Consider the following 25,781-nt stretch of genomic DNA (forward strand, 5'->3'; position numbering starts at 1 on the left):
ATCCATCGGCGGCGAGACCCGCGAGACGAGTGTCGACGCCGAGCGCACACCCCGTGAGAATCTACGCGTCGCGCGTCGGCTGTACGGCGTTCCGGGGGAAGAACGAGCGGAACGCAAAAGCCTAGTAGTGCCAGGGGAACTGCCTGAACCTGGGTTCGCGCTTTTCGAGGAACGCGTCTCTGCCTTCCTGTGCTTCGTCGGTCATGTACGCCAACCGCGTCGCCTCCCCGGCGAACACCTGCTGACCGACCATGCCGTCGGTGTCGAGATTGAACGCGAACTTGAGCATCCGGATGGCAGTCGGCGACTTCTTCGTGATCTCGTCGGCCCACGCCAGCGCGACGTCCTCTAACTCGTCGTGATCGACGACCTCGTTCACCATCCCCATCTCCGCGGCCTCCGCGGCGTCGTAGTCCCGTCCGAGGAAGAAGATCTCCCGGGCCTTCTTCTGGCCGACCTGGTGGGCGAGATACGCGGAGCCGAAGCCGCCGTCGAAGGAGGCGACGTCGGCGTCGGTCTGTTTAAAGACGGCGTGTTCGCGCGAGGCGAGCGTGAGGTCACAGACCACGTGCAGGGAGTGTCCCCCGCCGACGGCCCAACCCGGAACCACGGCGACGACCGGCTTGGGCATGAACCGGATGAGCCGCTGGACTTCGAGGATGTGGAGCCGACCGACCCGCGGCGTGTCGTCGGCGTCGTCCTCGCTTTCGTCGCCGTCGTACTCGTAGCCCGACGCGCCGCGGATGGCCTGGTCGCCGCCGGAGGAGAACGCCCAGCCCCCGTCCGTCTCGGAGGGGCCGTTGCCGGTTAGGAGGACGCAGCCGACGTCGGGGTCCTGGCGGGCGTGATCGAGCGCGACGTACAGTTCGTCGACCGTCCGGGGGCGGAACGCGTTTCTGACCTCGGGTCGGTCGAACGCGATCCTGACGGCGGGGACGTCGACGGCGCGGTGATACGTGACGTCGGTGAACTCCGCGGCGGCGTCCACCGGTTCCCACCGCGCGGCGTCGAAGAGTTCCGAGACCATGCTTCGACGGCGGGACCGACGCGCAAAAAGATTCGTGTCTCCCGACTTCGCCCCCGGTCGGGCGTTACCGACCCAGGGTCGCGACGAGCGGGGGGAACAGCCCCGCGCCGACCGCGCCGACGACGAACGCGGTCGGGAGCAACAGCGCGGGGCCGCCGCCGGTCGCCACGCCGACGAGCCCCGGAAGGGCGACCCCGCAGACGACGACGGCGTTGAAGTACGCGAGGCGGGCGACGCTCAGTCGGGTGCTCGTTTTCGGCCACTCGGCGCCGACGGCGAGCGTCCGGCGTTTCACCGCCGCGGCGACGAGGACGAACCCCGTCGCCGTGAGGATCGTCCGCCCGCTCAGGGTCGCGCTGTTGAACAGCACGACGAGGACGAGCGCCGGGATGGCGAAGACGACGAGCTCGGAGGTGGCGTCGAAGAGCCGTTCGAGCCAGGTGCCGACGGCGTCGTTCTCCGGCCGGAGGCGGACCCGACGCTCCTCGATCTCGGGTGTGGTCCCGCGGTGCTCGTCCATGGTTCGACGGTAGACGAGGAGCCAATTAACGGTGTTGGAGGCTACTGGATCCGGTCGATCACGCGCTCTTTCAGCCGCGCTCGGACCCGGTGGCTCGCCTCGGCGTCGGTCTCGACCTCGACGACGTGCGTCCCCTCGTTCGACACCGCCTCGGCGTACGTGTCGCGGAACTCCGCCTCGGGCACGCGCGCGAACGAGAGATCGTACAAACCCTCGGTCGGTGCGAAGTCCAGGTCGTGCGGCGTCACGAACTGCTCGGTGAAGGGCGGCTCGAAGTCCGCGATCGGGAGCATGTGGAAGATGCCGCCGCCGTCGTTGTTGATCAGGACGATCGTCGCGTCGACGTCGCACCGTCCCAGCGCGAGCAGGCCGTTCATGTCGTGGTAGTACGCGAGGTCGCCCGTGACGAGCGTCAACGGGTCGGTGGTCGCGCTGGCCGCGCCGAGCGCGGTCGAGACGACCCCGTCGATCCCCGACGCCCCCCGGTTGCCGAGCACGGTCAGCGACTTCGTCGACGGCGCGGCGAAGCGATCCAGGTCACGGACGGGCATCGAGTTCGAGACGAAGAGTGTCGCGGGGTCGGGAGCCGCCTCGACCACCGACGCGAGCAGGCGACCCTCACAGAACGACGGCGACTCCTCGCACTCCGCGAAGTGGGCCGCCTCGGCGTCGAGCCACCGCTCGCGCCAGGAGTCGCTCCCCGACCCGCGCCCGAGCGCCTGCGCGAGTCGCCACGCGAGCGTCGCGGGATCGGCGACGACGAGGTCGGTCGCGGCGAACTCGGCCTCGCGCCAGCCCGCGGCGGGATCGACGACGAACTGCCGTGCGCCCGTTCGGGCGAGGTACTTCCGGAGCGGTTTCGAGGTGGGCGACGCGCCGACCCGGAGGACGACCTCCGGGTCGGGCCACGTTCGCGTCAGCGATTCGTCGAGGAAGCCGTCGTAGCCGCCGACGACGGGCGTCGTCCGGACGTGACCGCCGAACCGAAGCCCCGAAAGCGGGTCCGCGAGCACCGGAAAGCCCGTCGCGTGGGCGAGCGCCGCGATCGACTCGCCGTCGACACCGGGGGCGTCGGCGGGGCCGGCGACGACGAGCCCCCGATCGACGTCGAGCGCGCTCGCGACTGTCCGCAGGTCCTCCTCGCCGACCGCGGCCGCACCGGCGGTCGTCCGGACGAACGGCGCGTCGCCGTCGCGGCCGCGCGCGGCGAGGTCGGGGAGGTCGTCCGGCACGTCACTGTCGACGCGGGTCGGTTCGAGCGGCTTCCGGAAGGGGAAGTTGAGGTGGACCGGACCGGCGGGTGCGACGGTCGCCTTCGCCAGCGCCCGGGCGGCGGTCGTCCGAAGTGACCGGAGCGTTCGATCCGTCGGCGCGGGTTCGGCGACGTCGCGGTACCATCTCACGGAAGAACCGAACAGCTTCTCCTGGTCGATCGTCTGGTTGGCACCCGAATCACGGAGCTCCGGGGGCCGGTCGGCCGTCAGCACCAGGAGGGGAACGCGTGCCTGCGACGCCTCGATAACAGCGGGATGAAAGTTCGCCGCGGCGGTGCCCGAGGTACAGACGAGCGGCGTCACCTCACCCGTGCGGCGGGCCCGCCCGAGCGCGAAGAAGGCCGAGGAGCGCTCGTCGAGGTGCGAGAAGACGTGGACGTCCTCGTGGCGGTCGAACGCCACTGTCAGCGGCGTCGAGCGACTCCCGGGCGTGATGCAGACGGCGGAGACGCCGCCGCGGGCCAGCTCGTCGACGAACGCCTCGGCCCAGAGCGTGTTCCGGTTCGGCGCGGTCATTGCCCCGTGTTCGGGGGAGGGCGTCAATACTCCTGTGGGTTCGGCTCACGCCGTCGACTGCCGCGACGGCCCCGTGCCTCGATTCCTGACGCTTTTGCCTCACGACGTCAGATTCCGCAACTCTGAAGCCAATATAGTGACCATATTATTCATTATCTTCGTTCTAGCGAACGCTTTTCACACGTAAGTCGATGTAGTTAGACGATTATCATCTATGAACGGGGACACAGCGGAGGTCGGGGGGGCGACCGACGACGCACCGCACGCCGGGGAGACGGAGTCGACGGCCGCGGCGGTGTCGATGGTGCTCCGGACGCGAACGCCGGTGTGTGGCTCGCGGACGACCGTCATCGACCGACTCGGGCGGCTCCGGGCGACTGGGGCGATCGACGACTTCAAGGTCCGCACGTGGCCCGACGAGGTGGTGCTGTCCGACGGGACCAGCGCCGACCCGGTCGTCGAGACGTTCGAGCGGTTCGAGCGGTGGGCGGCCGCACATGGGCTGAGCGTCCGCCCGGCGTTCGACGTGCGGACCGTCTCGTCGCTCATCGGTCGGGAGCGCGAGCTGCTCACGCTCCCGATGATGAGCCTCGCGGTCTCGGCCGACGGCGACCTCGTCGGCGTCTTCCCCTGCCGGAACGGCGAGCAGACGTGGACGATCGGCGACTGCCTCGACGCGTACGAGGGCGACGGCGACGCGCTGGCGGAGCTCGATCCGACCGGGTCGCGCTGACGGGTCGCGACGGTCGAAGACGACGCGGGCGGCGAGCATAGGCCGCCGGAGCGTCGCGCGAGTCCTCCGTCACCCGACGCTCGTCGGTGTGTGGTCGACGGAGACGTGCGGACGGTGACCGAACGGTTCAGGTGTCGTCTTCGAGTTCGTCGAGGATCGGCCGGTACTTCAGCTGGACCTCGTCCCACTCGCGGTCGGGGTCGGAGTCGGCGACGATGCCGACCCCCGCGAACAGCGTCACCTCCCGCTCGGCGGCCACCGCCGAGCGGAGCGCGACGGCGAACGAGCCGTAGCCGGCGGCGTCGATCCAGCCGACGGGGGCGGCGTACCACCCGCGGTCGAACGGCTCCGTCTCGCGGATCGTCGCCAGCGCGGCTTCGGGGGGGAGCCCGCCGACGGCGGGCGTCGGGTGGAGCGCCTCGACCAAGTCGAGGACGTGGTAGTCGCGGTCGAGTTCGGCGGTGATCGGCGTCCAGAGGTGCTGGACGGTCGCCAGCCGGCGCACTCGGCGCTCGCCCGTCGCGACCGACGCGGCGAACGGGGCGAGCTGCTCGCGGATCGTCTCGGCGACGAGGTCGTGCTCGTGGACGTTCTTCTCGGAGTCCATAAGCTCCTGGGCGAGCCACTCGTCCTCCGCGGGCGTCTCACCGCGCCCTGTCGTACCCGCGAGCGCCCCCGTCTCGACCGTCCGCCCGCGTACGGAGACGAGTCGCTCGGGCGTCGCGCCGAAGAAGCTCGTCTCGCCGTCGGCGGGTTCGACGAGGAAGCGGTGACAGTCGGGGTACTTCTCGTCGAGCCGTGCGAGCGTGTCCGACAGCGACAGTGGCGAGTCGAGGTCGACGTCGAGCGCCTGCGCGAGGACGACCTTCCGCAGGTCGCCCGAGCGGATCCGCGAGACCGCGGCCTCGACGCCCGTTCGCCAGTCCTCGACGGCCGTCGTTCGGGTTCGCGAGCGGATCCCCGGGCGCGATCGCATCGGCTCGGCAGTCAGGTCGGCGAGCCGGTCGCGTTCGGCGTCGAGCCGTGATTCGACGGCCTCGACGGTCGCCTCGGACCCGACCGCGTTGACCGTGAGCCACGTGCCGTTGTCGGCGTACGTCACCTGCACGCGGGGGAAGACGAAGCGGGCGTCCGGGAAGTCGCGCCAGGGGTCCCGTTCGGCACCCTCGTCGTGGAAGGCGAAGCCCCCGAACAGCCGCGGGCGGGCCGCCTCCGTACCGGCGTGGACGTCGCCGGTCTCGAAGAGCGCTTCCGCTGCCTCGCGAACGTGGGCGAACCGGTCCGGCCCGTTCGCCGTGACGGTGGCCGCGGCACCGCTGCCGACCACGGTGGCGTCACCCGGTGCACTCCAGACCGTCCGCGGTCGCGTCGCCGCCTCGAGGACGGCCCGGAACGGTGGATCCCGTATCCGTACCGTCCGGCTGACGAGGTTGTCGACCCCGCCAGTCTGTGGCGGTTCCATCGTCCGACCCTCGGGACCACGTGCTCTTGTACCTGACTATGATTCGCGGCCGGCGCGCGTTTCGCTCGGGACGAACCTACCGGCGTCACGAGCCGGGGTGTGGCCCGGGAGCGCGGGGCTCAGGCGTACCGTTCTTCCTCCCAGGGGTTCGCCGTGTTGGAGTAGCCCCGCTTCTCCCAGTAACCGCGTTCGGGCTCGGTCAGGAACTCCACGCCGGAGACCCACTTCGCGCCCTTGTACGCGTACCTGTGTGGGGTGACGACGCGGAGCGGCCCGCCGTGGTCCGACGGGAGGGGTTCGCCGTCGTACTCCGAGGCGAACAGAACCTCCTCGCGCATGCAGTCCGCGAGCGGGAGGTTCGTCGTGTAGTCGTCCATCGCGTGGAACATGACGTGGACCGCGTCGTCGGTGACGCCGGCCGCCTCGGCGAGTGTGGGGAAAGTGACGCCCGTGAACTCGCAGTCGAACTTGCTCCAGCCGGTGACGCAGTGGAAGTCCTGTCGCTGCGTCTCGGTGGGAAGCTCGTGGAACGCCTCCCACGTGAGTTCGAGCGGGTCGTCGACGGCACCCCAGACCTCGAAGCGCCACTCCTCGCGCTCGACCCCCGGCGTCCCGGATTTCGAGAGGACGGGGAAGCGACTCGTCTCGCGCTGGCCCGGCGGGAGGCGTTCGTCGCCGAACTCCCGGTAGAGCTCCGTGACGTCGTTCATACGCGCGGTTGGGAACGGACGCACCTATACTGTCGGGTTCGGGTCGGCCCGTGACGCCGCCCCGGCGCGGGCCGTGACTACCGGGCGGCTGGGGAGGACCCGGCGGACGCGACGACGCGACTCGGCGCGTCCGCCGGACCCCTCGGGCCGAACGGTTGTCAACGGGCGTGAGGCGGCAGTTCACGACGATCGCTCGGCCGGCTACACCCCCGCCAGAACTAAATATGGTCACTTCAAACCCCCCCACAGTCAGATGCCTACAGTAGAGATAACGGTCCCCGAGCACCTGGAGATGCAGATCGCGCAGATGGTCGAAGAGGGGGAGTTCGTCAACCGGGAGGAGGCCATCGAGGAGTTGCTCTCGACGGGGCTGCGTGCGTTCAAGACCAGCGGCCCGATCGACGACGACCAAGAGTTCCAAGACGACGGGATGATGGGTCACGAAGACGAGTACGTGTTCTGACGGTCCGTCGCCGTCTGAGCCTCCCACGCGGGACGGGGGCGTCGTCCTTTCCGGCGGCTCCGTGGCTCGTCGTGAGGACGTTTCCTGCCGTGCCGGTCGTCCGCGAGAGCCCCGGCCACGCTCGCGCTGGCGGCCCGTGGTGGGTTCGACGAGGAGCGGTTCGGCGTTCGCCTCCCCGGACGCGCGTCCGCCGCGGGCGACCCCGCTGAGCACGGCGAGGGAGACGCCGTGGACGACCGCCGCTCCCCTCGCGACGACCGCTGAGCCGGGCCGATCGTCCAGACCGTCACGCGGAACGGTCGACTGACCGAGGGACGAGCGTTCGCTGTCACTGGGGCCACGGCGGCCGTGTCAGCAGCCCCCCAACAATGCTTAAACGGAACTCGCTCGTACGCGTGTATATGCACAAGGACGAACTGTTAGAGCTACACGAACAGCTCGTGACGATCAAAGATCACTTCAAAGGGCGCGAAGAGGTCCCCGAGGGACTGTTCGACGAGTACGAGGGGCTCGGGGTCGATCCCTCGCACGTTCACAAGTCCAAGAGCGAACACAAACACGCGGTGTTCGTGCTCGGAAGCGCGCTCGCGGCCGCGATGTCGGACGACGAGTTCTCCAGCGCCGGCCGTGTCGGCAAGCGCATGGAGGAGCTCGCCGAGGACGCGGAGTCGAAACTCTGAGGCGTGACGCCGGATCACCTCGACCAGCCGACACGACGTAGATAGCCGTGCCGTTCACACCCCCACCCGTTCCCCCCTGGCTCCCGCTGCAGCAGCTGGCCGTTCTCGGCGTCGTCGCCCTCTCTCTCCTGACTGTCTGGTACATCGAGCGCCCCGCCGGACGGTGGGGGCAGCTGCTCCGCCGGCGCTTCCTCGCGGGCGTCCCGTGGGGGACGTTCGTCGTGAGCGCGATGGTCCTCGGCGTCTACCTCTTCATCCAGGGCGGGATCGACCACTGGGTGTCGCCGATCGTCGTCCCGTTCCGCGCGTGGTCGTACTTCTACCCGCTCGGCCTCGTCGTCTCGGGCTTCGCACACGCGGGCCCGAACCACCTCATCGGGAACCTCGTCGGGACGCTCGTGTTCGCCCCGCTGGCAGAGTACGCGTGGGGACACTTCCCCACCCGGCGCGGCTCGTCGTCGTTCTCCTCGTGGCGGACCAACCCGTACGTCCGTGCGTTCGTCCTCTTTCCCGCCGCCGTCGTCGTCGTCACCGTCGCCACGTCGGTCGTGGCCATCGGCCCCGTCATCGGCTTCTCCGGGGTGGTGTTCGCCTTCGCCGGCTTCGCGCTCGTTCGCTACCCAGTGGCGACGGTCGTCGCGCTCGTCGCCGGTCGCGTGCTCGGACTGATCCGGGCGGCGCTCCAGATGCCGACCGTCCAGGCGAAAGCCCAGCCCACGTTCTCGTCGCCGTGGTGGGCCGAGATCGCCATCCAGGGCCACGCGGTCGGCCTGCTCGTCGGCGTCCTCCTCGGCGTCTGGCTCCTCCGTCGACGCGGCGACCCGCGGCCGCCCACCGCCCGGACGTGGGGCGGTGTGCTCCTCTTTGCCGTCTCGCAGTCGATGTGGGCCGTCTACTGGTTCCGCGGCGGCGAGACGTTCGTCCTCTTCCGTGCGCTCGGCGTCGTCCTCGTCTTCGCGCTCGCGACGGTCGTCGCGCTGACGGTCACCGCCTCCGACCGGCCCCTGTTCGGGCGCGCCCTCAGCGACGGCGGAAAACCGGACCTGCTCACGCTCCCCCGGTGGGAGTGGGGCGTCGTCGTCATGGTGCTGTCGGCGTCGGCCCTCGCCGGCCCCGCGGTGCCGGTAAACCTTTTCACCGCCTCTGACGCCCCCCTGCCGGGCGATCCGGTCCAGGTCCGCGACTACGAGGTGACGTACGCCGAGGACGTCCCCGACGGGATGATCTCGGCCGTCGACGTCAGCGCGTTCGGCGAGACGACGGCCGTCAACACTTCCGGCGTCATCGTCCGCAGCCGCGACCGCGGCATCTGGACCACGGCCGTCACCAAAGGTCGACTAGCGTTCGCCGGGCGGCTTCCCGTCCGGGTCGGCGGCGTCGGCTGGCGCGACGTGGTCGTCGTCGACCGGTCGGGGTGGACGGTCGTCGGTGGCGGCGACGTCTACCGGATCAACGCGACGCACGACGGCGACACCCGGACCGTCTACCGGTCGCCGCCCGCGACAGCCAGGCCGATCGTCAGTGGCCGAAACGTCACCGTCGCCGCCGAGCCGACGGGGTTCGTCGTCAGGGTCACTCACGGCAACGAGACCGCGAGCGCGCCCATCCCGCCGGCGGGCGAGTCGGTGACGCTCGAAGGCGTCGAACTCCAGCGGACGAAGAAGGCTCTCGTCGCACACTACGAGGGGACGCGGGTCCGGGTCGCGAAGCCCGAGACGTACCCCGGTCAGCGGAACTAGTCCCCGGCCCAGACGATCCGGTACACCTCGGTCCGGAGCTCTTTGCGATTCTCCTCGTGGAAGTCGAACTGACGGGCGAGGTCGAACGTGGCCTCGAACGCGTGGGTCACCTCGCCGCCGTTGTCGGCGGCGAACGCCTCGACGAACTCCTGGCTCCCGGCGTTGTGGATCGAGTACGAGACGTCGGCGAGCTCGGCGGCCGTCGCGAGGAACGCCCGGTCGGCGTGTTCGTGGCCGCGCTGTGCGCCGAACGGCGGGTTCATCACCACCGTCGTCCGCTCCGTCAGTCGGAGCGGACACCGCGTCGCGTCGGCCTGGACCCAGTGGATGGGTGCGGTCGTTCCGACCCGGACCCGGTTCGCGCGGGCGGTCGACAGCGCCTCGCGGTCGACGTCGAGGCCGATCACCCGCGCCGGGCCGCGCAAGGCCGCACCGAGCGCGAGCATCCCGGTCCCGGTTCCGAGGTCGACGACGGTCCGACCCTCGATGTCGTCGTTGAGGTCGGCGACGTGGACGACGTGTGCGGCGAGTTCGGGCGGCGTCGGGTACTGTTCGAGGCTCACGCTCGGGTTCTCGAACCCCGCGACGACGGCGAGTTGTGTCTCCAGTGCGGCCTTCGTCGCCACGGCTACGCACCCCTCGGCGACGCCTGACGGCAACCCGGATCGATCCGTGCGCCTCCGCCCGACCTGTCCGTCGTGTTCGGTGAGCGCGTCATGGGTACCCATATCTTCCGGTTATGCTAAAATCTTCCCGCATGTACGCGAGTAATGCCGGCGGCGACGGGCGTGCCCGGGGGACGCCAGACCGCTGTCCGCTGATACGTCTCCGGCACCTCGGGTGAAACGGGGTCACACGCTCACAGGCATCCCCCCTCCGTCGAGTGACCCCACCGCCACTACCCGCGAGTAATCGCCGGGCCGTTCGTGTCGGAGCACCCGCCCCGACCGACGGCGACGAAGCCACGGAAAACCGGCAAACAGCGGGACGTCCCTCCCGAGGAGTTCTCGCCGCCGTTCGAGACTATATCAAAAATCTGTTACAAAGGTTTAAATTTACCCCTCACCACAAACCTTATAATGGAACGTCCGAGTCGGCAGCGTCAGCGCGAGCAGGCATCGGAACAGGAAACGGATGAGGAGATCGTCTGTCCTGAGTGTGACTCGGAAAACATCGTCACCGACGCCGACCAGGGGGAGTTAGTGTGTGACGACTGTGGGCTCGTCCTCGACGAGCGGCAGATCGACCGGGGGCCGGAGTGGCGGGCGTTCAACCACTCCGAGCGTCAGTCGAAGTCCCGAGTCGGCGCACCGATCACCGAGACGATGCACGACCGCGGGTTGACGACGACGATCGACTGGAAGGACAAGGACGCCTACGGACGGTCGCTCTCCTCGGAGAAACGATCGCAGATGCATCGGCTGCGCAAGTGGCAAGAGCGCATCCGGACGAAGGACGCCGGCGAGCGCAACCTCCAGTTCGCGCTGAGCGAGATCGACCGCATGGCAAGCGCGCTGGGCGTCCCACGGTCGGTACGAGAGGTCGCGTCGGTCATCTACCGACGGGCGCTCAACGAGGACCTCATCCGCGGACGAAGTATCGAGGGCGTCGCCACGAGCGCGCTGTACGCCGCCTGCCGGCAGGAGGGCATCCCGCGGTCGCTGGACGAGGTCGCCGAGGTGTCCCGAGTGCCGCAGAAGGAGATCGGCCGCACGTATCGGTACATCTCCCAGGAGCTCGGCCTCGAACTCAAGCCGGTCGACCCCAAGCAGTTCGTCCCCCGCTTTGCGAGCGCGCTGAACCTCTCTGAGGAGGTCCAGGCGAAGGCGACAGAGATCATCGACGTCTCCGCCGAGCAGGGTCTGCTGTCGGGGAAGTCGCCCACAGGGTTCGCCGCGGCGGCGATCTACGCCGCCTCGCTGCTCTGTAACGAGAAGAAGACCCAGCGCGAGGTCGCCGACGTCGCGCAGGTCACCGAGGTCACGATCCGGAATCGGTACCAAGAACAGATCGAAGCGATGGGCTTCCGCTGAGTCGGCTCAGACGCGGACGAACACGACGATCTCGCGGTTCCACAGTCCAAGCCGGTAGCGGCTGCGCTCGTACCCCGGCAGCCGTGGCTCGACCGACCCGGCGTCGTCGGGGTCGACGACGACGACCGGCGGCGGGTCGGCGGGGAGCGCCGCGTTCGACGCCAGCGTCGTCGCCTCGGCTCCCTCGCGGGCGACGTACCACGGCAGGGGGAGCTGACCGCCCCACGCCGTGGGAACGGGCGGGCCGTCGGCGACGGCCCAGTCACCCGTGTGGAAGCGGTCGCCGTAGTACAACACCGCCGGCTCCCCCTCGCCCGCCGCCGAGACGTTCGCGGCGAACGGCTCCAGGTCGTCCGCGGGCTGGCCGTACTCCGCGAGCGCGCCGTCGGGCGTCGGCGGCCCGTAGACATCGCTCGCGAGGACCCCCCCGACCTGGGCGACGCCGGCGACGACCACGAGCAACACGGCGGCGACCGCGGAGGCGTCCGCACGCGAGACGGCCGCCCGGCCGTACGCCACGCCGCGTCCGGCCCCGACCGCTGCCGGAACCGCCAGCGGGACGACGGCGTGGACGGCCGTCCAGGGCGCGTCGACCTCCGCGATGGTCGGGAAAAAGAGGACCGCGGCGGCGGCCCACACGGCGAAGAACGCGACGACCGTCCGGTCCGCCCCGACGTACCGTTCCGAGAGGGCACCGACGACCGCGAGCGCGACGGTCGGGAGCGCCGCGGCGAGGAGCGTCCGCACGAGCGAGATGACGAACGGCACGAGCGGGTGGGTCGCGCCGTCGGCGTACCGGGAGGCGACCCGTACGGCGAAAAAGCGGCCCGGTGCCTCGCTGAAGGCGAACGCCACGGCCCGCGGGAACGTCGCCGGCGACCAGAGGCTCACGCTCCCGCCGCGCGGGGCGTAGAGGAAGACGACCGCGGCGACGAACACGAGGAACAGTCGGGCGAGGAGCGTCGACTCCGCCCGAAGACGGTCCGAGAGTGCCGCGAGCGCGTCGCCCGGGAGTCGCCGCGCGTCGAAGACGACGGCGCAGGCGACGAGGACGCACGCGAACGTGGCAACGACGAAGCCGGAGGCGGCGACCGCGGCCGCGACCGCCAGCACCGCGCCGTAAGCGGCCCCCCGACGACCCGAGTCGACCGCGCGGACGACGAGGACGCACGCGACGAACGCCGCCGCGGCGAGGAGGGCGTCGCCGCGGAGGACGCGCGTGTAGTACAACAGCGGTGGCGAGGCGGCGAGGATCACCGCGAGGAAGACGGTCTCATCGTCTGCGAGCCGACCGCGGAGCCCGAGCGCCGAGAGGGGGAGGAGGCCGCCGACGAGCGCGACGGGGAGGCGAGCGGCGGCGTCGGTCGCGCCGAACAGCGCGAACGAGCCACGCGCGAGGTGGTACGGGAGCGGTCCGCCAGCGACTGGGCGGTACTCGAACGCGCCCGCGCGGGCGAACCGAAGCGCCCAGACCCCGACGCGGGCCTCGTCCCAGTGGAACGGACGGCCGTCGAGTCCGACGAGCCGGATCGACAGCGCGACCACGGCGATCACGCCGACGACGGCGCGGGTGGAGTCGACGCGACCGGCCCGTGACATGGCTCTTCGTGCCGACGCTCGCGGCAGAAACGTTTCGGTTCGCGGCGGGTGCGTCGGGCGGACGGCGTCCAGCACGCGCGGATGGTTCGCGGGCGAACCGCACCGCGGCCGACGCTCGTTTCGTCGGACGATCGGCTGCTCCCGGCACCCGGGAACCGTCACCAACACCTAAGCCCCGGCGTGGTGACGCATGCGGTATGTACGACGCGATCCTGGTTCCGACCGACGGAAGCCCCGCCGCCGAGCGCGCGGTCGACCACGCGGTCGAACTCGCCACGACGTTCGGTGCGACGGTCCACGCACTGTACGTCGTCGACGTGGCGCTGTACTCGTCGCTCGAAGCGGGCGTCGACGCCGTGATCGATGCGCTGGAACGCGAGGGGGAGTCCGCGGTCGAGGCGGTCGAAACGCGCTGTGCGGCCGCCGGCATCGAGACCGAGACCGAGGTCGTCATCGGCCCGGTCCACCGGGCCATCCGCGACTACGTGACCGAACACGACATCGACCTCGTGGTGATGGGCACCCACGGCCGCCAGGGGGTCGAGCGATTCCTCCTCGGGAGCGTGACCGAACGGACCGTCCGCACGTCGCCGGCTCCCGTCCTGACGGTCGGCCCGGACGACGAGGACGCGACCGCCGAGTCCGGATCCGGTGGAAACGACGCCGACACGGCGTAGAGACGAGGGCGTGGTGGTGTCGGCGTGCGGAGTCTGGCGTCGGCGGCGGTCAGACCGACCCGGGTGGCCCGACCGCCCGGCCACCCGCCCACGTCGACGTGGTGTGTCGCCGCGCGGCCGGCGGGATGCATAAAGAGTTTTGCTCCGCTCGGTCGAACGCGCGGTATGACCGACTACACGGTCGAGTTCGTCAACACGGGCGAGACGATCACCGTCTCCGACACGGAGACGATCCTCCGCGCGTGTCTCGACGCCGGCATCGCCCAGGAGTACTCCTGTCGCGTCGGGATGTGTCTCGCCTGTTCGGCCGAGATCCTCGACGGAGAGGTGACACAGCCCGCCGCCCACGCGCTCACCGACGAGGAACAGGAATCGTACGCGCTCACGTGTATGGCCCGCCCCCAGTCCGACCTGAAGCTCGACCGCGGTTCGTATCCGCCGAGCATCGACACCGACGGTGCGGCGGTCGACTCAGCGGCGGCCGACGACTGACCCGAGCCGGTCGCCCCGCCGTCGCGGCTTCTCTGCGGCGAGTGCTCGTTTCACCGACGCCCAGAGCGCGTGCTGTCGCTCCAGGCGGTGACCGCCTCCGTGGCGCGTCCCTCCCGCGGTGGGGGACTCTCCGGCGGAGGGGGACGCGACGTCGCCTCAGTCGGCGTCCGCGGCACGGGTCGCCGCGCAGTTGTTCGGCCCGAGTTCGAGCTCGAACGACTCGTCGGCGGCGGCGGACTCCCGCCCGAGGTTCACCGCGATGATCTCCTCGTAGTTCGCGGGGCGCGGCGGCATGTCGGCGAGGACGAAGTCGATGAACTCGTCGGGAGCAAGCGACAGCGCGTGGAGGCGCCCTCGGAGGTCTCCCATCCGTGCGACGTACGCGCCGGCGTCGTTCGGTCGGGCGGCGTCCGAGAAGTGTGCCGGCGCGATCAGGCGGTCGTCGTCGAGCGCCGACAGCGTCGCGTGCAGGCGTCGGGCGGCGTCGGGTGCGCCCTCGTCGCCCGCTTCGAGGTCCGGCCGGGCGACGCTCTCGAGGAAGACGGTGTCCCCGGCGAACAGCAGACCCCCCAGTCGGTAGCCGAGCATCTCGGTCGTGTGGCCCGGAAGCGCCACGGCGTCGAGCGCGACCTCACCCACCTCGATCGTGTCGCCCGCCCCGACGAGTCGGGCGTCGAAGGAGAGCCCCCGCTCGCGGGCACCCGCGGGGAGGAGCACGTCCGCGTCGGTCGCCGCCCTGAGGTCGCGGACGCCGCTGACGTGGTCGGCGTGGACGTGCGTGTCGACCGCCGCGACCAGCTCGACACCGTGGTCGCGCGCGGCGGCGACGTAGCGGTCAGTGAACGCCCGCAGGGGGTCGACGACCAGCGCCTCGTCGCCCGAGACGACGAGGTACGACAGACAGCCCGAGGAGGGGCGCTGGTACTGGACGACGGTGGCCGAGTCGGTCTCGATCTCGACGGTGTGGGAGACGCGGGCCCACCCGCGCATTCCCTCGTCGAGGTTCGCGGCGGCAAGCCCCTCGGCCTCGAGGAGTTCGGCGACGTACGCGCTCGACTCGCCGCGGCCACAGACGACGAGGACCGGTTCGTCCAGTGCCTCGCGCACCTCGCGTGCGAGGTCGTCGACGGCGTCGGTGACGTCGGCCTCGACGAACCGGTAGTACGGGATCTGGACGGTGGTCACCGCCGCGCCCGACAGCGGCCACGCCTCGGCGTCGGCGCGGTTGCGGACATCGAGAACCGACACCGGCTCGCCCGTCCGGAGCTGTTCGGCCAGTTCGGTCGGCGCGACGGCGTCGACCGGCCCCGACGCCTGCGGATACTCGCTCATATCTCCCGTAGGCGGGCGATCGGCAAAAACGAACGGGCGGCAGTCGGCGTCGGGCACGGTCCGTGCGGTCGGCCGACGGCGTCCGGCCCCGCGGAAACGTTGAAACCAGCCCGCGCCCTTCGACGAGTATGGACGGCGACACGTTCCGCGAGTCGGTCGAGTCGGCGAAGCGCACGGAACTCGACCGGCTGGGATCGAGCAAGCTGCTCATCGCGCTGACCGGCGCACGGATCGAACGCGAGCGCGTCCTCGAGGTGGCGGCCCACTCCGAACACGCCGCCCGCGAGACGTTCCGCGCGTGGGCGGCCGACGAGCCACACGACGGCGCGAGGGCGGCGTTCGAGGCGGTCGCCGCCCAGGAGGACACCCACCTCGACCGCGTCCTCGCGGCGCTCGACGGCGAGGTCGACCTCGCCGACGGCGGACCGATGCACGCGTACCTGCGGGGACGCGAGGAGACGATCGAACGCGTCGCGAGCGGGATGGTCGGCCGACCGCTCGTCAGTCTCCGCACGCACACCCAGCTCATCGGCTTCTTCATCAACGAGGCCGACGAGTCGGGTGCGGACCTCTTCCGCGATCTCAAGTCCGAGACCGCAGCCGTGATCGACGACGGCGTCGCGCTCCTCGACGAGCACTGCACGGACGACGCCGAGTGGGAGCGCGCGCGCATGGTGGCCGAGTACGTGATCCAGGTCGCGTACGACGACTACGCCGACGGGCTGACCGAGCTGGGACTCGGTGTCAAGGACGTCTGCTGAGTGGAGCCGTCCGCTCGCCGCCGCGCAGGAGATCTGATTCTCATGGCGGAAAACCGGAGTGTCAGCACTAAGTAGTGGAGTTCCTACCATCGGGCATATGGGTCTCTTCGTCGTCTCGTGGGCGTTTCTCGGCTACGTGCTCGCGTACGGTGGTGCAACACTCGTCTGTGCGGTCGCACTCGTCCGCGCGCGGCGGATCGACGACGCCGAGACCCGCCGCGGACTCGTCGCGCTCATCGCCGGGAGTGGGGGCTGGGCCGCGTGGGAACTCGGCTTCCTGGTCGCACCGACCCCCCGGTTGCAGTACGGCGAGCGTGTCATAGAACTCTTCACACACTATAGTCAGTTTGATTACTATTATATCAGGTTATTAGCTCAGAAGTACGTGCACTCGGTGCACGGAGTTCAAAACCAGTCAGAGAGTGCCCTTTCGTTTCCGAATAATGATTTCTCGCACCCGTTCAACGTGGTTCGTCTCGGAGTGAACGAACGCTGTGAGGATGGCTTCGACGATCTCGGAGCGGCTGGCTCCGAGATCGTCACACTCAGCGACCAATTCATCCACTTTTCGCACGATTTCCCCGTCAACAGCGACTCCGAACTTCTCTTTTGCCATAGCTAAAACAATCTGAGAACAGCGTGCACCAAGTGCACGGCGGTTTCAATTTGTCTAAGCTGATTCAGCGAGCCATGTGAACTCTTCTATGACACGCTCGTACGGCAGCTATCTCGTCAGCCTGGTAGTCGGCCTCACGACCGTCGGTGCCTGGCTGTACTTCTGCTCGGCGTACACCCACCGCTCGTTCCACACGGACCCGACCTACCGGCGGGCCGCGGTCGCGGTGTATCTCGCCATCGTCGCGGTGAAGCTCACGAACCCGTTCCACGGGATCTACTTCACGACCGAGTTCGTGACGGAGCCGTTCCCCCACCTGACCGTCATACACGGGACGTTCCACTGGATCGTCTCCGGGCTCTCGTACGCGCTCGTCGCCGTCGGCTTCTTCATGCTGTACGAGCTGTTCCTCGAATCCGACTACGATACCCGCCCCCTCGGGATCGTCGCGGCCATCACCGGCCTCCCGGTGGTGTTCGACATCGTCGGCTTCGCCAGTACGAGCCTCATCGACATCAACTACGAACCGCTCGGCGTCGCCGTCTTCGCCGTCGGGGTGCTGTACGTCTTCGAGGAGGAGTTCCTGGCCGTCCAGCTCACGGACGGCGTCGACGACGCGGTGGTGTACCTGGACGACGACGGGCGGATCCGGCAGTTCAACGACCGGGCTCGGGCGCTGTTTCCGTCGCTGGCGGGCGCGCCGGGTGCCTCGTTCAGCGCCGTGCTCCCGGACGCGGCGGCCCGCCTCGGCACCGACGAGCCGGTGCTCGACCGCACCCGCGACGGGGAGACGCGGTACTACCTCGTGAGCGACACCGCCTTCACCATGGGCCAGACCGACATCGGACGGCTCGTGGTCTTCACCGACGTGACCAACACGGAGCGCCAGCGCCGGGAACTCGACCGACAGAACGAACAGCTCGAAGGGTTCGCCGCCGCGATCAGACACGAACTGCTCAACACGCTCCAGATCGTCAGCGGGCGGGTGACCATCGCCGGGGAAGCGCTCGAAAGCGGCGACGTACAGACCGCCCGGGAGTCGTTGCGGACGGCCTCGCGAACGGCCGACCGGATGTCGGACATCGTCGGCGACCTGGCGGAGCTCGCGCGACACGGGCAGACGCTGGAGGGCACCGACTGCGTCGACCTGGCGGCGACCACCGAAGCCGCCTGGGACGCAGTCGACACCGGCGACGTCTCGCTGTCGGTCGACGCCGACGGACAGGTCGACGCCGACAGGGGTCGCGTCCACGGGCTCTTCGAGAGCGCCTTCGCCTTCGCGGTCCACAACGACGCGTCGACGGTCGCGGTCGCCCTCGACGACGACGGCTTTTCGATCACCGACGACGGCCACCCCGTGGGCGATGACGCGCCCGAGGACTTCTTCCGGTACGGCGTCTCCGTCCCCGACGCGGCGTCCGGGATGCTCCTGCCGAACCTCCGGATGCTCGCCCGCACCCACGGCTGGGAGGCGACGATCGACACCGCCTACACCGACGGGATCCGGATCGTCGTGCGCGGCGTCGGCGTCCGACGCAGGCGCGAGCAGGCCGCCTGAGCGCACCGCCTCGGAGCGAGTCGTCACCGACGCGAACCCGCGTGACCGCCGGTGGTCGCGTCGGGGCAGTCGAACGCCCCGGCGGACAGAACCGCTTTCTCCCCACGCTTCGTCCCTCCCGGCATGGGACGGGTCGAAGCTGTATTCACCGCGCCCGCGGATGGCGAGCCGATGGACGCACACGAGTCGGTCGACGCCGTCGAGGGCGGCCTGCGCGGCGACCGCTACCTCTTCGGGAGTGGCCACTACTCGCCGTACGACGTCTGCGAGGTGACGTTCGTCGCGGGCGAGGCGATCGGCGAGATCCGCGAGCGGTACGACATCGATCTCTCCGACGGCCGGCACCGACGCAACGTCGTCACGCGCGGCGTCGACCTCCGGTCGCTCCTGGAGACGACGTTCCGGGTCGGCGAGGCGACGTTCAGGGGCACACGCCCGCGGCCACCGTGCGCACACGTCGAACGCGTCGCCGGTGAGGACGGCGTCGCCCGCGCGCTGAAAGAGGGGCGAGGCGGGATCTGCGCCGACGTCCTCGAGCCGGGAGCGGTCCGCGTCGGCGACGAGATCACGGTCGTCGAGGCGTCGCCGCGAGCGGTCGGACAGGAGATCGCGGAGCGACTCCGCGGCGACGCGAGCGAGTGAGGGTCGCCGCCGCGCGTGACCCGACGTGGGCACCGGCACCGCGCTGGACACGGCGGCTGGCGCTGTGGTCTCGCGGATGCACGGCCGCTATACGGTTATTCGGGAGGAGAACCGATCAGGAGTATGTCATGGGTACCGGGTCGACGGGCGTTCCTCGCGGCGTCGGGCGTCGGGCTCGCGGGGCTCGCGGGGCTGGCCGGCTGTCTCGGGGACGCCGACGGGACGGGCGGGTCGAGCGAAACAGACACCGCCACCGAGGCGGCCGACAGCGGATCGACGCAGTCGGCGACCGGACGAGGCTCGGCCGAGGCTGCCAGCGACGGCGGCGACTACTCGACCGACACGAGCGTCCTGCCGACGCGCGACCAGCCGCTCCCGGTCGAGTGGTCGTTCGCCCGACTTCGCGACGAAACGCTCAGCGGCGGCCCGCCGAAGGACGGCATCCCCTCGGTCGACGAGCCATCCTTTTGGTCGGTCTCGGAGGCCGATGAGTTCCTCGCGCCGGGTGACATCGTCTTCGGCGTCGCGGGCGAGAGCGACGTGAAGGCGTACCCCCAGCGGGTCCTCGTCTGGCACGAGATCACGAACGACGCCATCGACGGAGAGAACGTCTCGGTCACGTACTGCCCGCTCACGGGGACGGCGATGGGCTTCTTCCGCGGGGAGACGGAGTTCGGCGTGTCGGGGCGGCTGGTCAACTCGAACCTCGTGATGTACGACCGTGAGACGGACTCGCGGTGGCCGCAGGTGCTCGCGACGGCCATATCCGGGCCCTTCGAGGGGCAGTCGCTCACGGAGTTCCCCCTCGCGTGGACGACCTGGGGTGAGTGGAAGGCGGCCCACCCCGACACGGTCGTGCTCTCGGAGGAGACGGGCCACGTCCGCAACTACAACCGCGACCCCTACGGCGAGTACAATCCCCCACGGGGCTACTACACCAACAAGAACACCCTCTTCGCCCCACTGTCGGCGGACGACCGCTACCAGGAGAAAGCAGTCGTCGTCGGGGCACGCCCGCGGGAGGGGGCAGTCGCCTTCCGCAAGGAGTCGCTCCGGGAGCAGGGGCTCCTGACGGGCGAAGTCGGGGGGACGACCTTCCACGCCGTGTACGATCCCGCGCTCGACACGGCACACGTCTACCGCGGCGACGGAACCGACCTCTCGTACGCCGACGGGCAGGTGTCGGTCGGCGGCGAGACGGTCGCTCCCGACGCGCTCCCGCTCGGACGGGTGGTCGACTTCGACGCGATGTGGTTCGCGTGGGCGGGTTTCTACCCCGAAACCGTGGTGGTCGCGTGATGACCGGCCTCGTCGATCGCGGGCGCGCGGCCCTCTCGAAGACGCTCGTCGCCGTCCGCGGTGCCGTCGTCCGGCGCGACGCCCGAGCGATCCTCGTCGGTGTCAGCCTCCTGTATCTCGGGCTGTACCTCTACGTCCTCGGGCATCTCCGGTTCACCGGCGGCGGCGGCTTCGACTCCCTCGTCGTCTCCGACCCGCTGGCGCGGATGTTCGAGTCGCGGGGACCCCTCGCCTTCGAACCGGTCGCAGCGCTCGTGGTCGGCCCGCTCGAACTCCTCGTCGCGCCCGTGAACGTCGCCATCGGCGCGGCGCTCGCGCTCCTCGTCGGCGTGAACCTCGCGGTGTCGTTCCTGGCCTGGCGACACCCCGCCGCGTGTGGGATCGGGAGCGGCGCTCGGGGATCGGGACTCCTCGCCGGCCTCCCGGCGCTCCTCTCGGGGACGGCCTGCTGTGGGCCGGTCGTCCTCATCGCACTGGGCATCCAAGCGTCGGGCGTCATCGTCGCGTCGTTCGGCTTTCTCGTCCCCGCCGCGGCGCTCTTACTCTTGGGGAGTCTCGTCTACGTCGGTCGGCAGGTCGATCCGACGGTCGCCGAGCCACGGACCGGTTGACGACGGCCGCGCGCGATCGTGACGGCCCGCATCGACTCCGGTCGCCGGTCACACCCGCGGTCACGACCCCCGGGATTGAAGCGCTCACCCCCGGTACTGACGAGCCAGACGATGACCGCAGGGGAGCCACGCGCGGCGTTCTCGGAGGCGTACGGCCGGACACCGACGGCGGTAGCGAGTGCCCCGGGCCGGGTGAACCTCGTCGGCGGGCACACCGACTACAACGAGGGGCTCGTGCTCCCGATGGCCGTCGATCTCCGGACCGCGGTCGCCCTCGCGCCGCGGGACGACGGTCGGATCCGTCTCCGGTCGACGGAGTTCGCCGACGAGGTGGTCGTCGACGGCCTCCCCGACGATCCGATCGACGACCGGGACGACTCGTGGGCGAACTACCCGCTGGGCGTCCTCGTCGAACTCGACGCGGCGGGGCTCGCGCCGGTCGGCGACGGCCTCGACCTCCTCGTGACGGGCGACGTTCCGCAGGGTGCGGGCCTCTCCTCGTCGGCCGCCCTCGAAGTGGCGACCGCGGCGGCGGCCTACGGGCTCGACCCGGGGGTCGAAACCGGCACGGACCTCCCGAAGGGGCGTCTCGCGGAGGCGGCCTGGCGCGCCGAAACGGGCTTCGTCGGCCTCGACTGCGGCATCATGGATCAGTACGCGAGCGCGCTCTGCCGGGCGGACGAGGCGCTCTTCTTGGACTGTCGCTCGCGCGAGACCGAGCGCGTCCCGTTTCCCGACGACGACTACCGCGTGGTCGTCGTCGACACCCGCGTCGAGCACGAGCTGGCCGCGTCGGCGTACAACGACCGCGTGGCCGAGTGTCGGGAGGCGGCAGAGCGGCTGAACGACCTGCTCGGCGGCGTCGACACGTTGCGCGACGTCGACCGTGACGACTTCCTCGCACACGCCGACCACCTGTCGGCCCCGCTTCGCCGTCGCGTCCGCCACGTCGTCACGGAGAACGAGCGGGTACGGGCGGCCGCTGCCGCGCTCTCGGCGGGCGACTTCGACGCGGTCGGCGACCGGATGTACGAGTCCCACGCCAGCCTCCGCGACGACTACGAGGTGTCCTGCCGAGAACTCGACGCCGTGGTCGACGTCGCGTGGACGACCGACGGCGTCGTCGGCGCGCGGATGACCGGCGGCGGCTTCGGCGGGAGCGTCGTCGCGCTCGTCGCCGCCGACGCCGTCGACGAGTTCTCCGCGCGCGTCGACCGGGCGCTCTCCGAGGAGGCCGATGTCCACCCGCGAACGTTCGTCTGCGCGTCCGCCGAGGGCGTCCGCCTGGAGTGAGCACGAGCGCAGCGCTCAGGGGAAGACGCTCTCGGGCAGGTACGCCGTCACCGTCCAGTTGGGGGCGTCGACGACCTCGCTGATCTTCAGGTCGACCGCCGCCGAACAGAGGATGTACGCCTCGCCACGGGTGAGCCCGCGCTCGGCCTCGAGGTGGTCGATCATGTGCCGGACGGCCTTCTTCGTCGCGACCATCAGGTCGTCGGCGATCCCCGCGGTGCCGTACATCGGTTCGTCCGCGCCCGTTGGGGTGAACGGCCCCGTCGTCTCCAGTTCGGGCTGGGTGATCGACTTCTCTTTCAGCACGTCGAAGCGCGCGGTGACGAACATCGGTGCTTCGATACCCGTCACGCAGACCTCACCGTCACCCTGCGCAGCGTGGCAGTCACCCGTCGAAAAGAGCGCGCCCCCGACCTCGACGGGGAGGTAGAGCGTCGACCCCGCGGTGAGGTGTTTGATGTCGAAGTTGCCGCCGGTGTCCCTGGGTGGAAGCGTGTCGTGTTCGCCGGTCTCCGCGGGGGCGACGCCCGCGATGCCGGGGAACATGTCCAGTGGGACCTCGATGCCGTCGACGAAGTGGGCCGCGCCGTCGTCGAGATCCCAGACGTGTAGGCCCGCGTCGGCAAAGTCCTCGGGGAGGAGGCCGAGGCCCATCTCGCCGGGCATAAAGCCCGTGAAGCCCCAGCCCTTGTGCTCGAAGTCGAGGAACTCGACGGCGAGGACGTCGCCGGGTTCGGCACCCTCGACCGCGACCGGCCCCGTCAGCGGGTGGACGGGATCGAAACTCGCGGTCGCGAGGTCCTCGACGTCCGAGTCCGGGCCGACCTGCCCGTCGAGCGCGTCGCGACACTCGAAGCGAACCACCTCGCCCGGCTCGACGGTGAGAATCGGATCGAGGCTGTTGTCCCAGGCGTTGTGGATGTGCTCGTCGCCGTCGGACAGTTCGTGGTCGACCGTATAGTCGAGTGACATGCGACAGTACGCCACGCGAGGGACCGGCAAAACTGTTGGCTCGATGGGGCCCGTCCAGTCCGGTGCTCGCGTCGACAGAACCCACGACGTGCCGGTGGCGCGCGCTGTCGCGACGCCATGTCGCGCCGGCACCGCGCGAGGGATGAGCGAACGAGCGACAGAGCGAGTGAGCGAATCGGCTGGGGAGGACTGTGGCGTCAGCGCCCTGGCAACCGCGCGGGATCCGCGTCGTCGCTGTCCGTCCGCCGGTCTCCCGCGAACCGACGGCGGAGCCGAGAAATCTCAGAACACAGTCCGGTCTCAGTTCCCACGTGACGACCGCACCCTGCTGGTGGACGGGATGTCGCAGTCCCTCGAACCGCTCGATCGCGCGCGTCCGCACGTCGATGTCGAACCAGAACCCGACGTCCAGACAGACCTTCTCCGCGAGCGTCGCCACGTCTCCCGCTGGGGCTCCGTCGTTCGTTCGCTCGTAGGAGAGTCCGAGGAGCCCACACGGGGCCGCGAACCCACTCCGGGCGAGTTTCCGTGCATCCGCCACCAGCGAGTTCCAGAACGGATCGACGACGGTCCCGAACGCGTTCGGTTCGCGGTCCCCGTTGTCCCGCCGGAAGCGGAGCAGTTTCGCCTCGAGTGGAATCCGTCGGCCGGCCGCTTCGACCACGAAGTCACACCGCTGGCCGCTGTGCGGGTACGCTGCCTCGCGCTCGACCGTCCAGTCGCCCGTCTCACGGAGCGCTGTGACGAGGCGTTCGAGCTGCCGCTCCTATTCGAACGCGCCGAGGCCGGGCTGCCACCGTTCGTGTTCGGCGCGTTCGTCGACAGCCGGCACGGCCGCTGCGAGGTCACGGGCCAGATCCTCGAGCGCGTTTGCGACCGACATCTGGTGTCTCCACGGCCGCGAGCGACAAAAACGGGAGGCGGGTTCGCTTCCGAGATCTGCTCGGCGAACTCCGAAAATCGGCGCTGTTCGGGCGCGAAGAGCCGGTTCACTCCTCGTCGAACACCGCGAATCGAAGATTCGCTTGCCCGACGAAGCGACACTGCGCTTACGCTTCGTCGAACAGTTCCTCGCCTTCGACCATGTGCTCTTCGACGGCGTCCATGTCGAGGGTCACGCCGAGCCCCGGCTTCTCGGGGATCTCGATGTAGCCGTCGACGATGACGTCCTCTTCGACCAGCTCTTCCCACCAGCCCAGCTGGTAGGAGTGGTACTCCACCGCGAGGGCGTTCGGGATCGCGGTGCCGACGTGCGCGGAGGCCATCGTCGCCACGGGCGAGGAGACGTTGTGCATCGCCACCGGCACGTAGTACTGGTTGGCGACGTCGGCGATCTTCCGCGTCTCGCGCATCCCGCCCACCTTGGGCAGGTCGGGGGCGATGATGTCGACCGCCTGGTTCTCGATCAGTCGGCGCTCTTCGGTCACTCTGTAGCGGTTCTCGCCCACGGTGATCGGCGTCGTCGTCGACTTCGTGACCTCCTCTTGCACCGCGAGGTTCTCCGGCGGGACGGGGTCTTCGAGCCACCAGACGTCGTACTCCTCGAGTGCGGCGGCGAGCCGTTTGGCGCTCCCGCCCGAGAACGTCCAGTGACAGTCGAAGGCGACGTCCGCGCGGTCCTTGACGCGCTCGGTCACCGCCTCGACGATCTCGGCTTTGTGCCGGATCTCCCCGGGGCGGAGGTGGCGGTTCGCGCGATCCTTCTCCAGCCCCGAGGGGACGTCGAGATCGAACTTCAGCGCGTCGTATCCCAACTCCTCGACGACGCGCTCGGCCTCGTCCGCGCAGGCGTCGGGGTCGGCCTCGTCGGCCGTGTGGCAGTCGCAGTAGACCCGAACGTGGTCGCGGTACTTCCCGCCGAGGAGCTGGTACGCCGGCACGTCGAGGATCTTGCCCGCGAGGTCGTGCAGGGCGATCTCGATGCCCGCGATGGCGGTGACGGTGACGCCCTCGACGCTCCCCTCGCCGGACATCTTCTGGACCAGATGTTCGTACAGCCGATCGATGTCGAGGGGGTTCTCGCCGACGACGAACGGCTTCATCCGCTCGATGAGTTCCGGAACGCCCGCACCCCAGTACGCCTCGCCGGTGCCGACGACGCCCGCGTCCGTGTAGACGCGAACCAGAGTCCACGGGAAGTTCCCGTCGACCATCGTCGTCTGGACGTCCGTGATCTCGACGTCGCGGCCGCCACCGCGCTCGGCCGTGACGCCCATCGTCCCCGCGGAGAGCTCCCGCATGGTGTACTCCGCGTTCGGGTCGTGGAGTGAACCGTAGTCGATTCCCATGGTCGTGGGTTCACTCGATAGCTGGTAAATCTTTGGAGACGTAGGAGACGGCGTGTACGGTCCGGTCGGCGGCGCGTCAGGCGCTCTCGCGGTCGGCGGGGATCACGAGCGCGACGAGTTCGGTACTCGCACCCAGCCGGCGGAGGTGGTCGTCGAGCGGCATGTGTGGCGCACGGGCGGCGCGTCGGTGGAGGTACGCGACCCGGAGAAGCCGGATCGCACCGGGGACGTCCGCGGCCGATCGGACACGATAGCGGGCCTGGTCGGGACGGCCGGGGACGCCGTCAGCGAAGCCGTCGGTCAGCAACTGGTCACGAAGCGCCGGCGTCGTCGGGACGGTGAGTTCCCCACTCGTGGCGAGTCGGGCGAGGACGTGGCGCTCGACGCGGAACGTCACTCCATCGGGGGTCGGGTCGATGTCGACGCCGGCCCACCGGGAGACGCCGTGTGTGATGGGCGCGAGTGTCGGGTTCATGATCGGCGT

At 69.9% G+C, this 25,781-nt stretch carries 25 protein-coding genes; 14 read left to right on the forward strand and 11 right to left on the reverse strand.

Annotated elements, in window-relative coordinates:
* Positions 1-121 precede the first annotated feature (121 nt).
* From NKJ07_RS07450 to menD, 3 genes are all read right to left on the reverse strand, one after another.
* Positions 122-1,027, reverse strand: a complete 906-nt coding sequence (locus tag NKJ07_RS07450) for a 1,4-dihydroxy-2-naphthoyl-CoA synthase (RefSeq protein ID WP_318569954.1) — start codon at positions 1,025-1,027, stop codon at positions 122-124.
* 64 nt (positions 1,028-1,091) lie between these two features.
* Positions 1,092-1,547 carry a DUF8215 family protein gene (locus tag NKJ07_RS07455; RefSeq protein WP_318569955.1) on the reverse strand — a complete coding sequence of 152 codons (456 nt, stop codon included), beginning with the start codon at positions 1,545-1,547 and terminating at the stop codon, positions 1,092-1,094.
* Positions 1,548-1,588: 41 nt separating this feature from the next.
* Positions 1,589-3,337: a 2-succinyl-5-enolpyruvyl-6-hydroxy-3-cyclohexene-1-carboxylic-acid synthase gene (menD, locus tag NKJ07_RS07460; protein WP_318569956.1), complete on the reverse strand. Its 1,749-nt coding sequence runs from the start codon at positions 3,335-3,337 to the stop codon at positions 1,589-1,591.
* A 214-nt stretch (positions 3,338-3,551) separates the two neighbouring features.
* Here menD and NKJ07_RS07465 point away from each other — a divergent pair, with 214 nt between their 5' ends.
* On the forward strand, positions 3,552-4,070 hold the full coding sequence (locus NKJ07_RS07465; RefSeq protein WP_318569957.1) for an HTH domain-containing protein: 519 nt from the start codon (positions 3,552-3,554) through the stop codon (positions 4,068-4,070).
* A gap of 127 nt (positions 4,071-4,197) precedes the next feature.
* Here NKJ07_RS07465 and NKJ07_RS07470 read toward each other — a convergent pair whose 3' ends face one another.
* Positions 4,198-5,532: an isochorismate synthase gene (locus NKJ07_RS07470; protein WP_318569958.1), complete on the reverse strand. Its 1,335-nt coding sequence runs from the start codon at positions 5,530-5,532 to the stop codon at positions 4,198-4,200.
* Between the two features lie 119 nt (positions 5,533-5,651).
* Positions 5,652-6,242: a sulfite oxidase-like oxidoreductase gene (locus NKJ07_RS07475; RefSeq protein ID WP_318569959.1), complete on the reverse strand. Its 591-nt coding sequence runs from the start codon at positions 6,240-6,242 to the stop codon at positions 5,652-5,654.
* Positions 6,243-6,495: 253 nt separating this feature from the next.
* Here NKJ07_RS07475 and NKJ07_RS07480 point away from each other — a divergent pair, with 253 nt between their 5' ends.
* The 3 genes from NKJ07_RS07480 to NKJ07_RS07490 all read left to right on the forward strand — a co-directional run bounded on the left by NKJ07_RS07480 (position 6,496) and on the right by NKJ07_RS07490 (position 9,124).
* Complete coding sequence (locus NKJ07_RS07480; protein WP_318569960.1) at positions 6,496-6,705, forward strand: DUF7120 family protein; 210 nt, start codon at positions 6,496-6,498, stop codon at positions 6,703-6,705.
* Positions 6,706-7,106: 401 nt separating this feature from the next.
* Positions 7,107-7,385, forward strand: a complete 279-nt coding sequence (locus tag NKJ07_RS07485; RefSeq protein ID WP_318569961.1) for a UPF0058 family protein — start codon at positions 7,107-7,109, stop codon at positions 7,383-7,385.
* Positions 7,386-7,432: 47 nt separating this feature from the next.
* The gene (locus tag NKJ07_RS07490) at positions 7,433-9,124 is read left to right on the forward strand and encodes a rhomboid family intramembrane serine protease (RefSeq protein ID WP_318569962.1); all 1,692 of its coding nucleotides are present in this window, start codon (positions 7,433-7,435) and stop codon (positions 9,122-9,124) included.
* On the opposite strand, the gene NKJ07_RS07495 is transcribed toward NKJ07_RS07490, so the two are convergent.
* A complete protein-coding gene (locus NKJ07_RS07495) occupies positions 9,121-9,750 on the reverse strand; it encodes an METTL5 family protein (protein ID WP_318570423.1) in 630 nt (209 codons plus the stop codon). The two genes, NKJ07_RS07490 and NKJ07_RS07495, sit on opposite strands and share 4 nt — an antisense overlap.
* Positions 9,751-10,203: 453 nt before the next feature.
* On the opposite strand from NKJ07_RS07495, the gene NKJ07_RS07500 reads away from it, so the two are divergent.
* Positions 10,204-11,157, forward strand: a complete 954-nt coding sequence (locus NKJ07_RS07500) for a transcription initiation factor IIB (protein ID WP_318569963.1) — start codon at positions 10,204-10,206, stop codon at positions 11,155-11,157.
* Between the two features lie 6 nt (positions 11,158-11,163).
* On the opposite strand, the gene NKJ07_RS07505 is transcribed toward NKJ07_RS07500, so the two are convergent.
* Entirely contained in the window at positions 11,164-12,756 is a 1,593-nt protein-coding gene (locus NKJ07_RS07505; RefSeq protein ID WP_318569964.1) for a flippase activity-associated protein Agl23, read from the reverse strand.
* A 197-nt stretch (positions 12,757-12,953) separates the two neighbouring features.
* On the opposite strand from NKJ07_RS07505, the gene NKJ07_RS07510 reads away from it, so the two are divergent.
* Both NKJ07_RS07510 and NKJ07_RS07515 read left to right on the forward strand, forming a co-directional pair.
* Positions 12,954-13,433: a universal stress protein gene (locus NKJ07_RS07510; RefSeq protein WP_318569965.1), complete on the forward strand. Its 480-nt coding sequence runs from the start codon at positions 12,954-12,956 to the stop codon at positions 13,431-13,433.
* A gap of 165 nt (positions 13,434-13,598) precedes the next feature.
* On the forward strand, positions 13,599-13,925 hold the full coding sequence (locus NKJ07_RS07515) for a 2Fe-2S iron-sulfur cluster-binding protein (RefSeq protein ID WP_318569966.1): 327 nt from the start codon (positions 13,599-13,601) through the stop codon (positions 13,923-13,925).
* Between the two features lie 156 nt (positions 13,926-14,081).
* On the opposite strand, the gene NKJ07_RS07520 is transcribed toward NKJ07_RS07515, so the two are convergent.
* Entirely contained in the window at positions 14,082-15,257 is a 1,176-nt protein-coding gene (locus NKJ07_RS07520) for an MBL fold metallo-hydrolase (protein ID WP_318569967.1), read from the reverse strand.
* A gap of 128 nt (positions 15,258-15,385) precedes the next feature.
* On the opposite strand from NKJ07_RS07520, the gene NKJ07_RS07525 reads away from it, so the two are divergent.
* From NKJ07_RS07525 to galK, 7 genes are all read left to right on the forward strand, one after another.
* Complete coding sequence (locus NKJ07_RS07525) at positions 15,386-16,018, forward strand: rubrerythrin family protein (RefSeq protein WP_318569968.1); 633 nt, start codon at positions 15,386-15,388, stop codon at positions 16,016-16,018.
* 97 nt (positions 16,019-16,115) lie between these two features.
* Complete coding sequence (locus NKJ07_RS07530) at positions 16,116-16,640, forward strand: hypothetical protein (RefSeq protein ID WP_318569969.1); 525 nt, start codon at positions 16,116-16,118, stop codon at positions 16,638-16,640.
* 82 nt (positions 16,641-16,722) lie between these two features.
* A complete protein-coding gene (locus NKJ07_RS07535) occupies positions 16,723-18,192 on the forward strand; it encodes a histidine kinase N-terminal 7TM domain-containing protein (RefSeq protein ID WP_318569970.1) in 1,470 nt (489 codons plus the stop codon).
* A gap of 123 nt (positions 18,193-18,315) precedes the next feature.
* Positions 18,316-18,834 (forward strand): MOSC domain-containing protein, encoded by a 519-nt coding sequence (locus NKJ07_RS07540; protein WP_318569971.1) that lies wholly within the window; start codon positions 18,316-18,318, stop codon positions 18,832-18,834.
* A gap of 123 nt (positions 18,835-18,957) precedes the next feature.
* Positions 18,958-20,133 (forward strand): DUF3179 domain-containing protein, encoded by a 1,176-nt coding sequence (locus tag NKJ07_RS07545; RefSeq protein ID WP_318569972.1) that lies wholly within the window; start codon positions 18,958-18,960, stop codon positions 20,131-20,133.
* On the forward strand, positions 20,133-20,744 hold the full coding sequence (locus NKJ07_RS07550; protein ID WP_318569973.1) for a hypothetical protein: 612 nt from the start codon (positions 20,133-20,135) through the stop codon (positions 20,742-20,744). Before NKJ07_RS07545 ends, NKJ07_RS07550 begins: the two co-directional genes overlap by 1 nt.
* A gap of 111 nt (positions 20,745-20,855) precedes the next feature.
* A complete protein-coding gene (gene galK, locus NKJ07_RS07555; RefSeq protein ID WP_318569974.1) occupies positions 20,856-22,037 on the forward strand; it encodes a galactokinase in 1,182 nt (393 codons plus the stop codon).
* A gap of 15 nt (positions 22,038-22,052) precedes the next feature.
* Here galK and NKJ07_RS07560 read toward each other — a convergent pair whose 3' ends face one another.
* The 3 genes from NKJ07_RS07560 to NKJ07_RS07570 form a co-directional block, all read right to left on the reverse strand.
* Positions 22,053-23,009: an acetamidase/formamidase family protein gene (locus NKJ07_RS07560; RefSeq protein ID WP_318569975.1), complete on the reverse strand. Its 957-nt coding sequence runs from the start codon at positions 23,007-23,009 to the stop codon at positions 22,053-22,055.
* A 1,049-nt stretch (positions 23,010-24,058) separates the two neighbouring features.
* Positions 24,059-25,297, reverse strand: coding sequence for a mandelate racemase/muconate lactonizing enzyme family protein (locus NKJ07_RS07565; RefSeq protein WP_318569976.1), 1,239 nt, complete (start codon positions 25,295-25,297; stop codon positions 24,059-24,061).
* Between the two features lie 76 nt (positions 25,298-25,373).
* A complete protein-coding gene (locus NKJ07_RS07570) occupies positions 25,374-25,772 on the reverse strand; it encodes a luciferase domain-containing protein (protein ID WP_318569977.1) in 399 nt (132 codons plus the stop codon).
* Positions 25,773-25,781 lie beyond the last annotated feature (9 nt).

Source organism: Salinigranum marinum (genome assembly GCF_024228675.1).
Classification (GTDB): Archaea; Halobacteriota; Halobacteria; order Halobacteriales; family Haloferacaceae; genus Salinigranum; species Salinigranum marinum.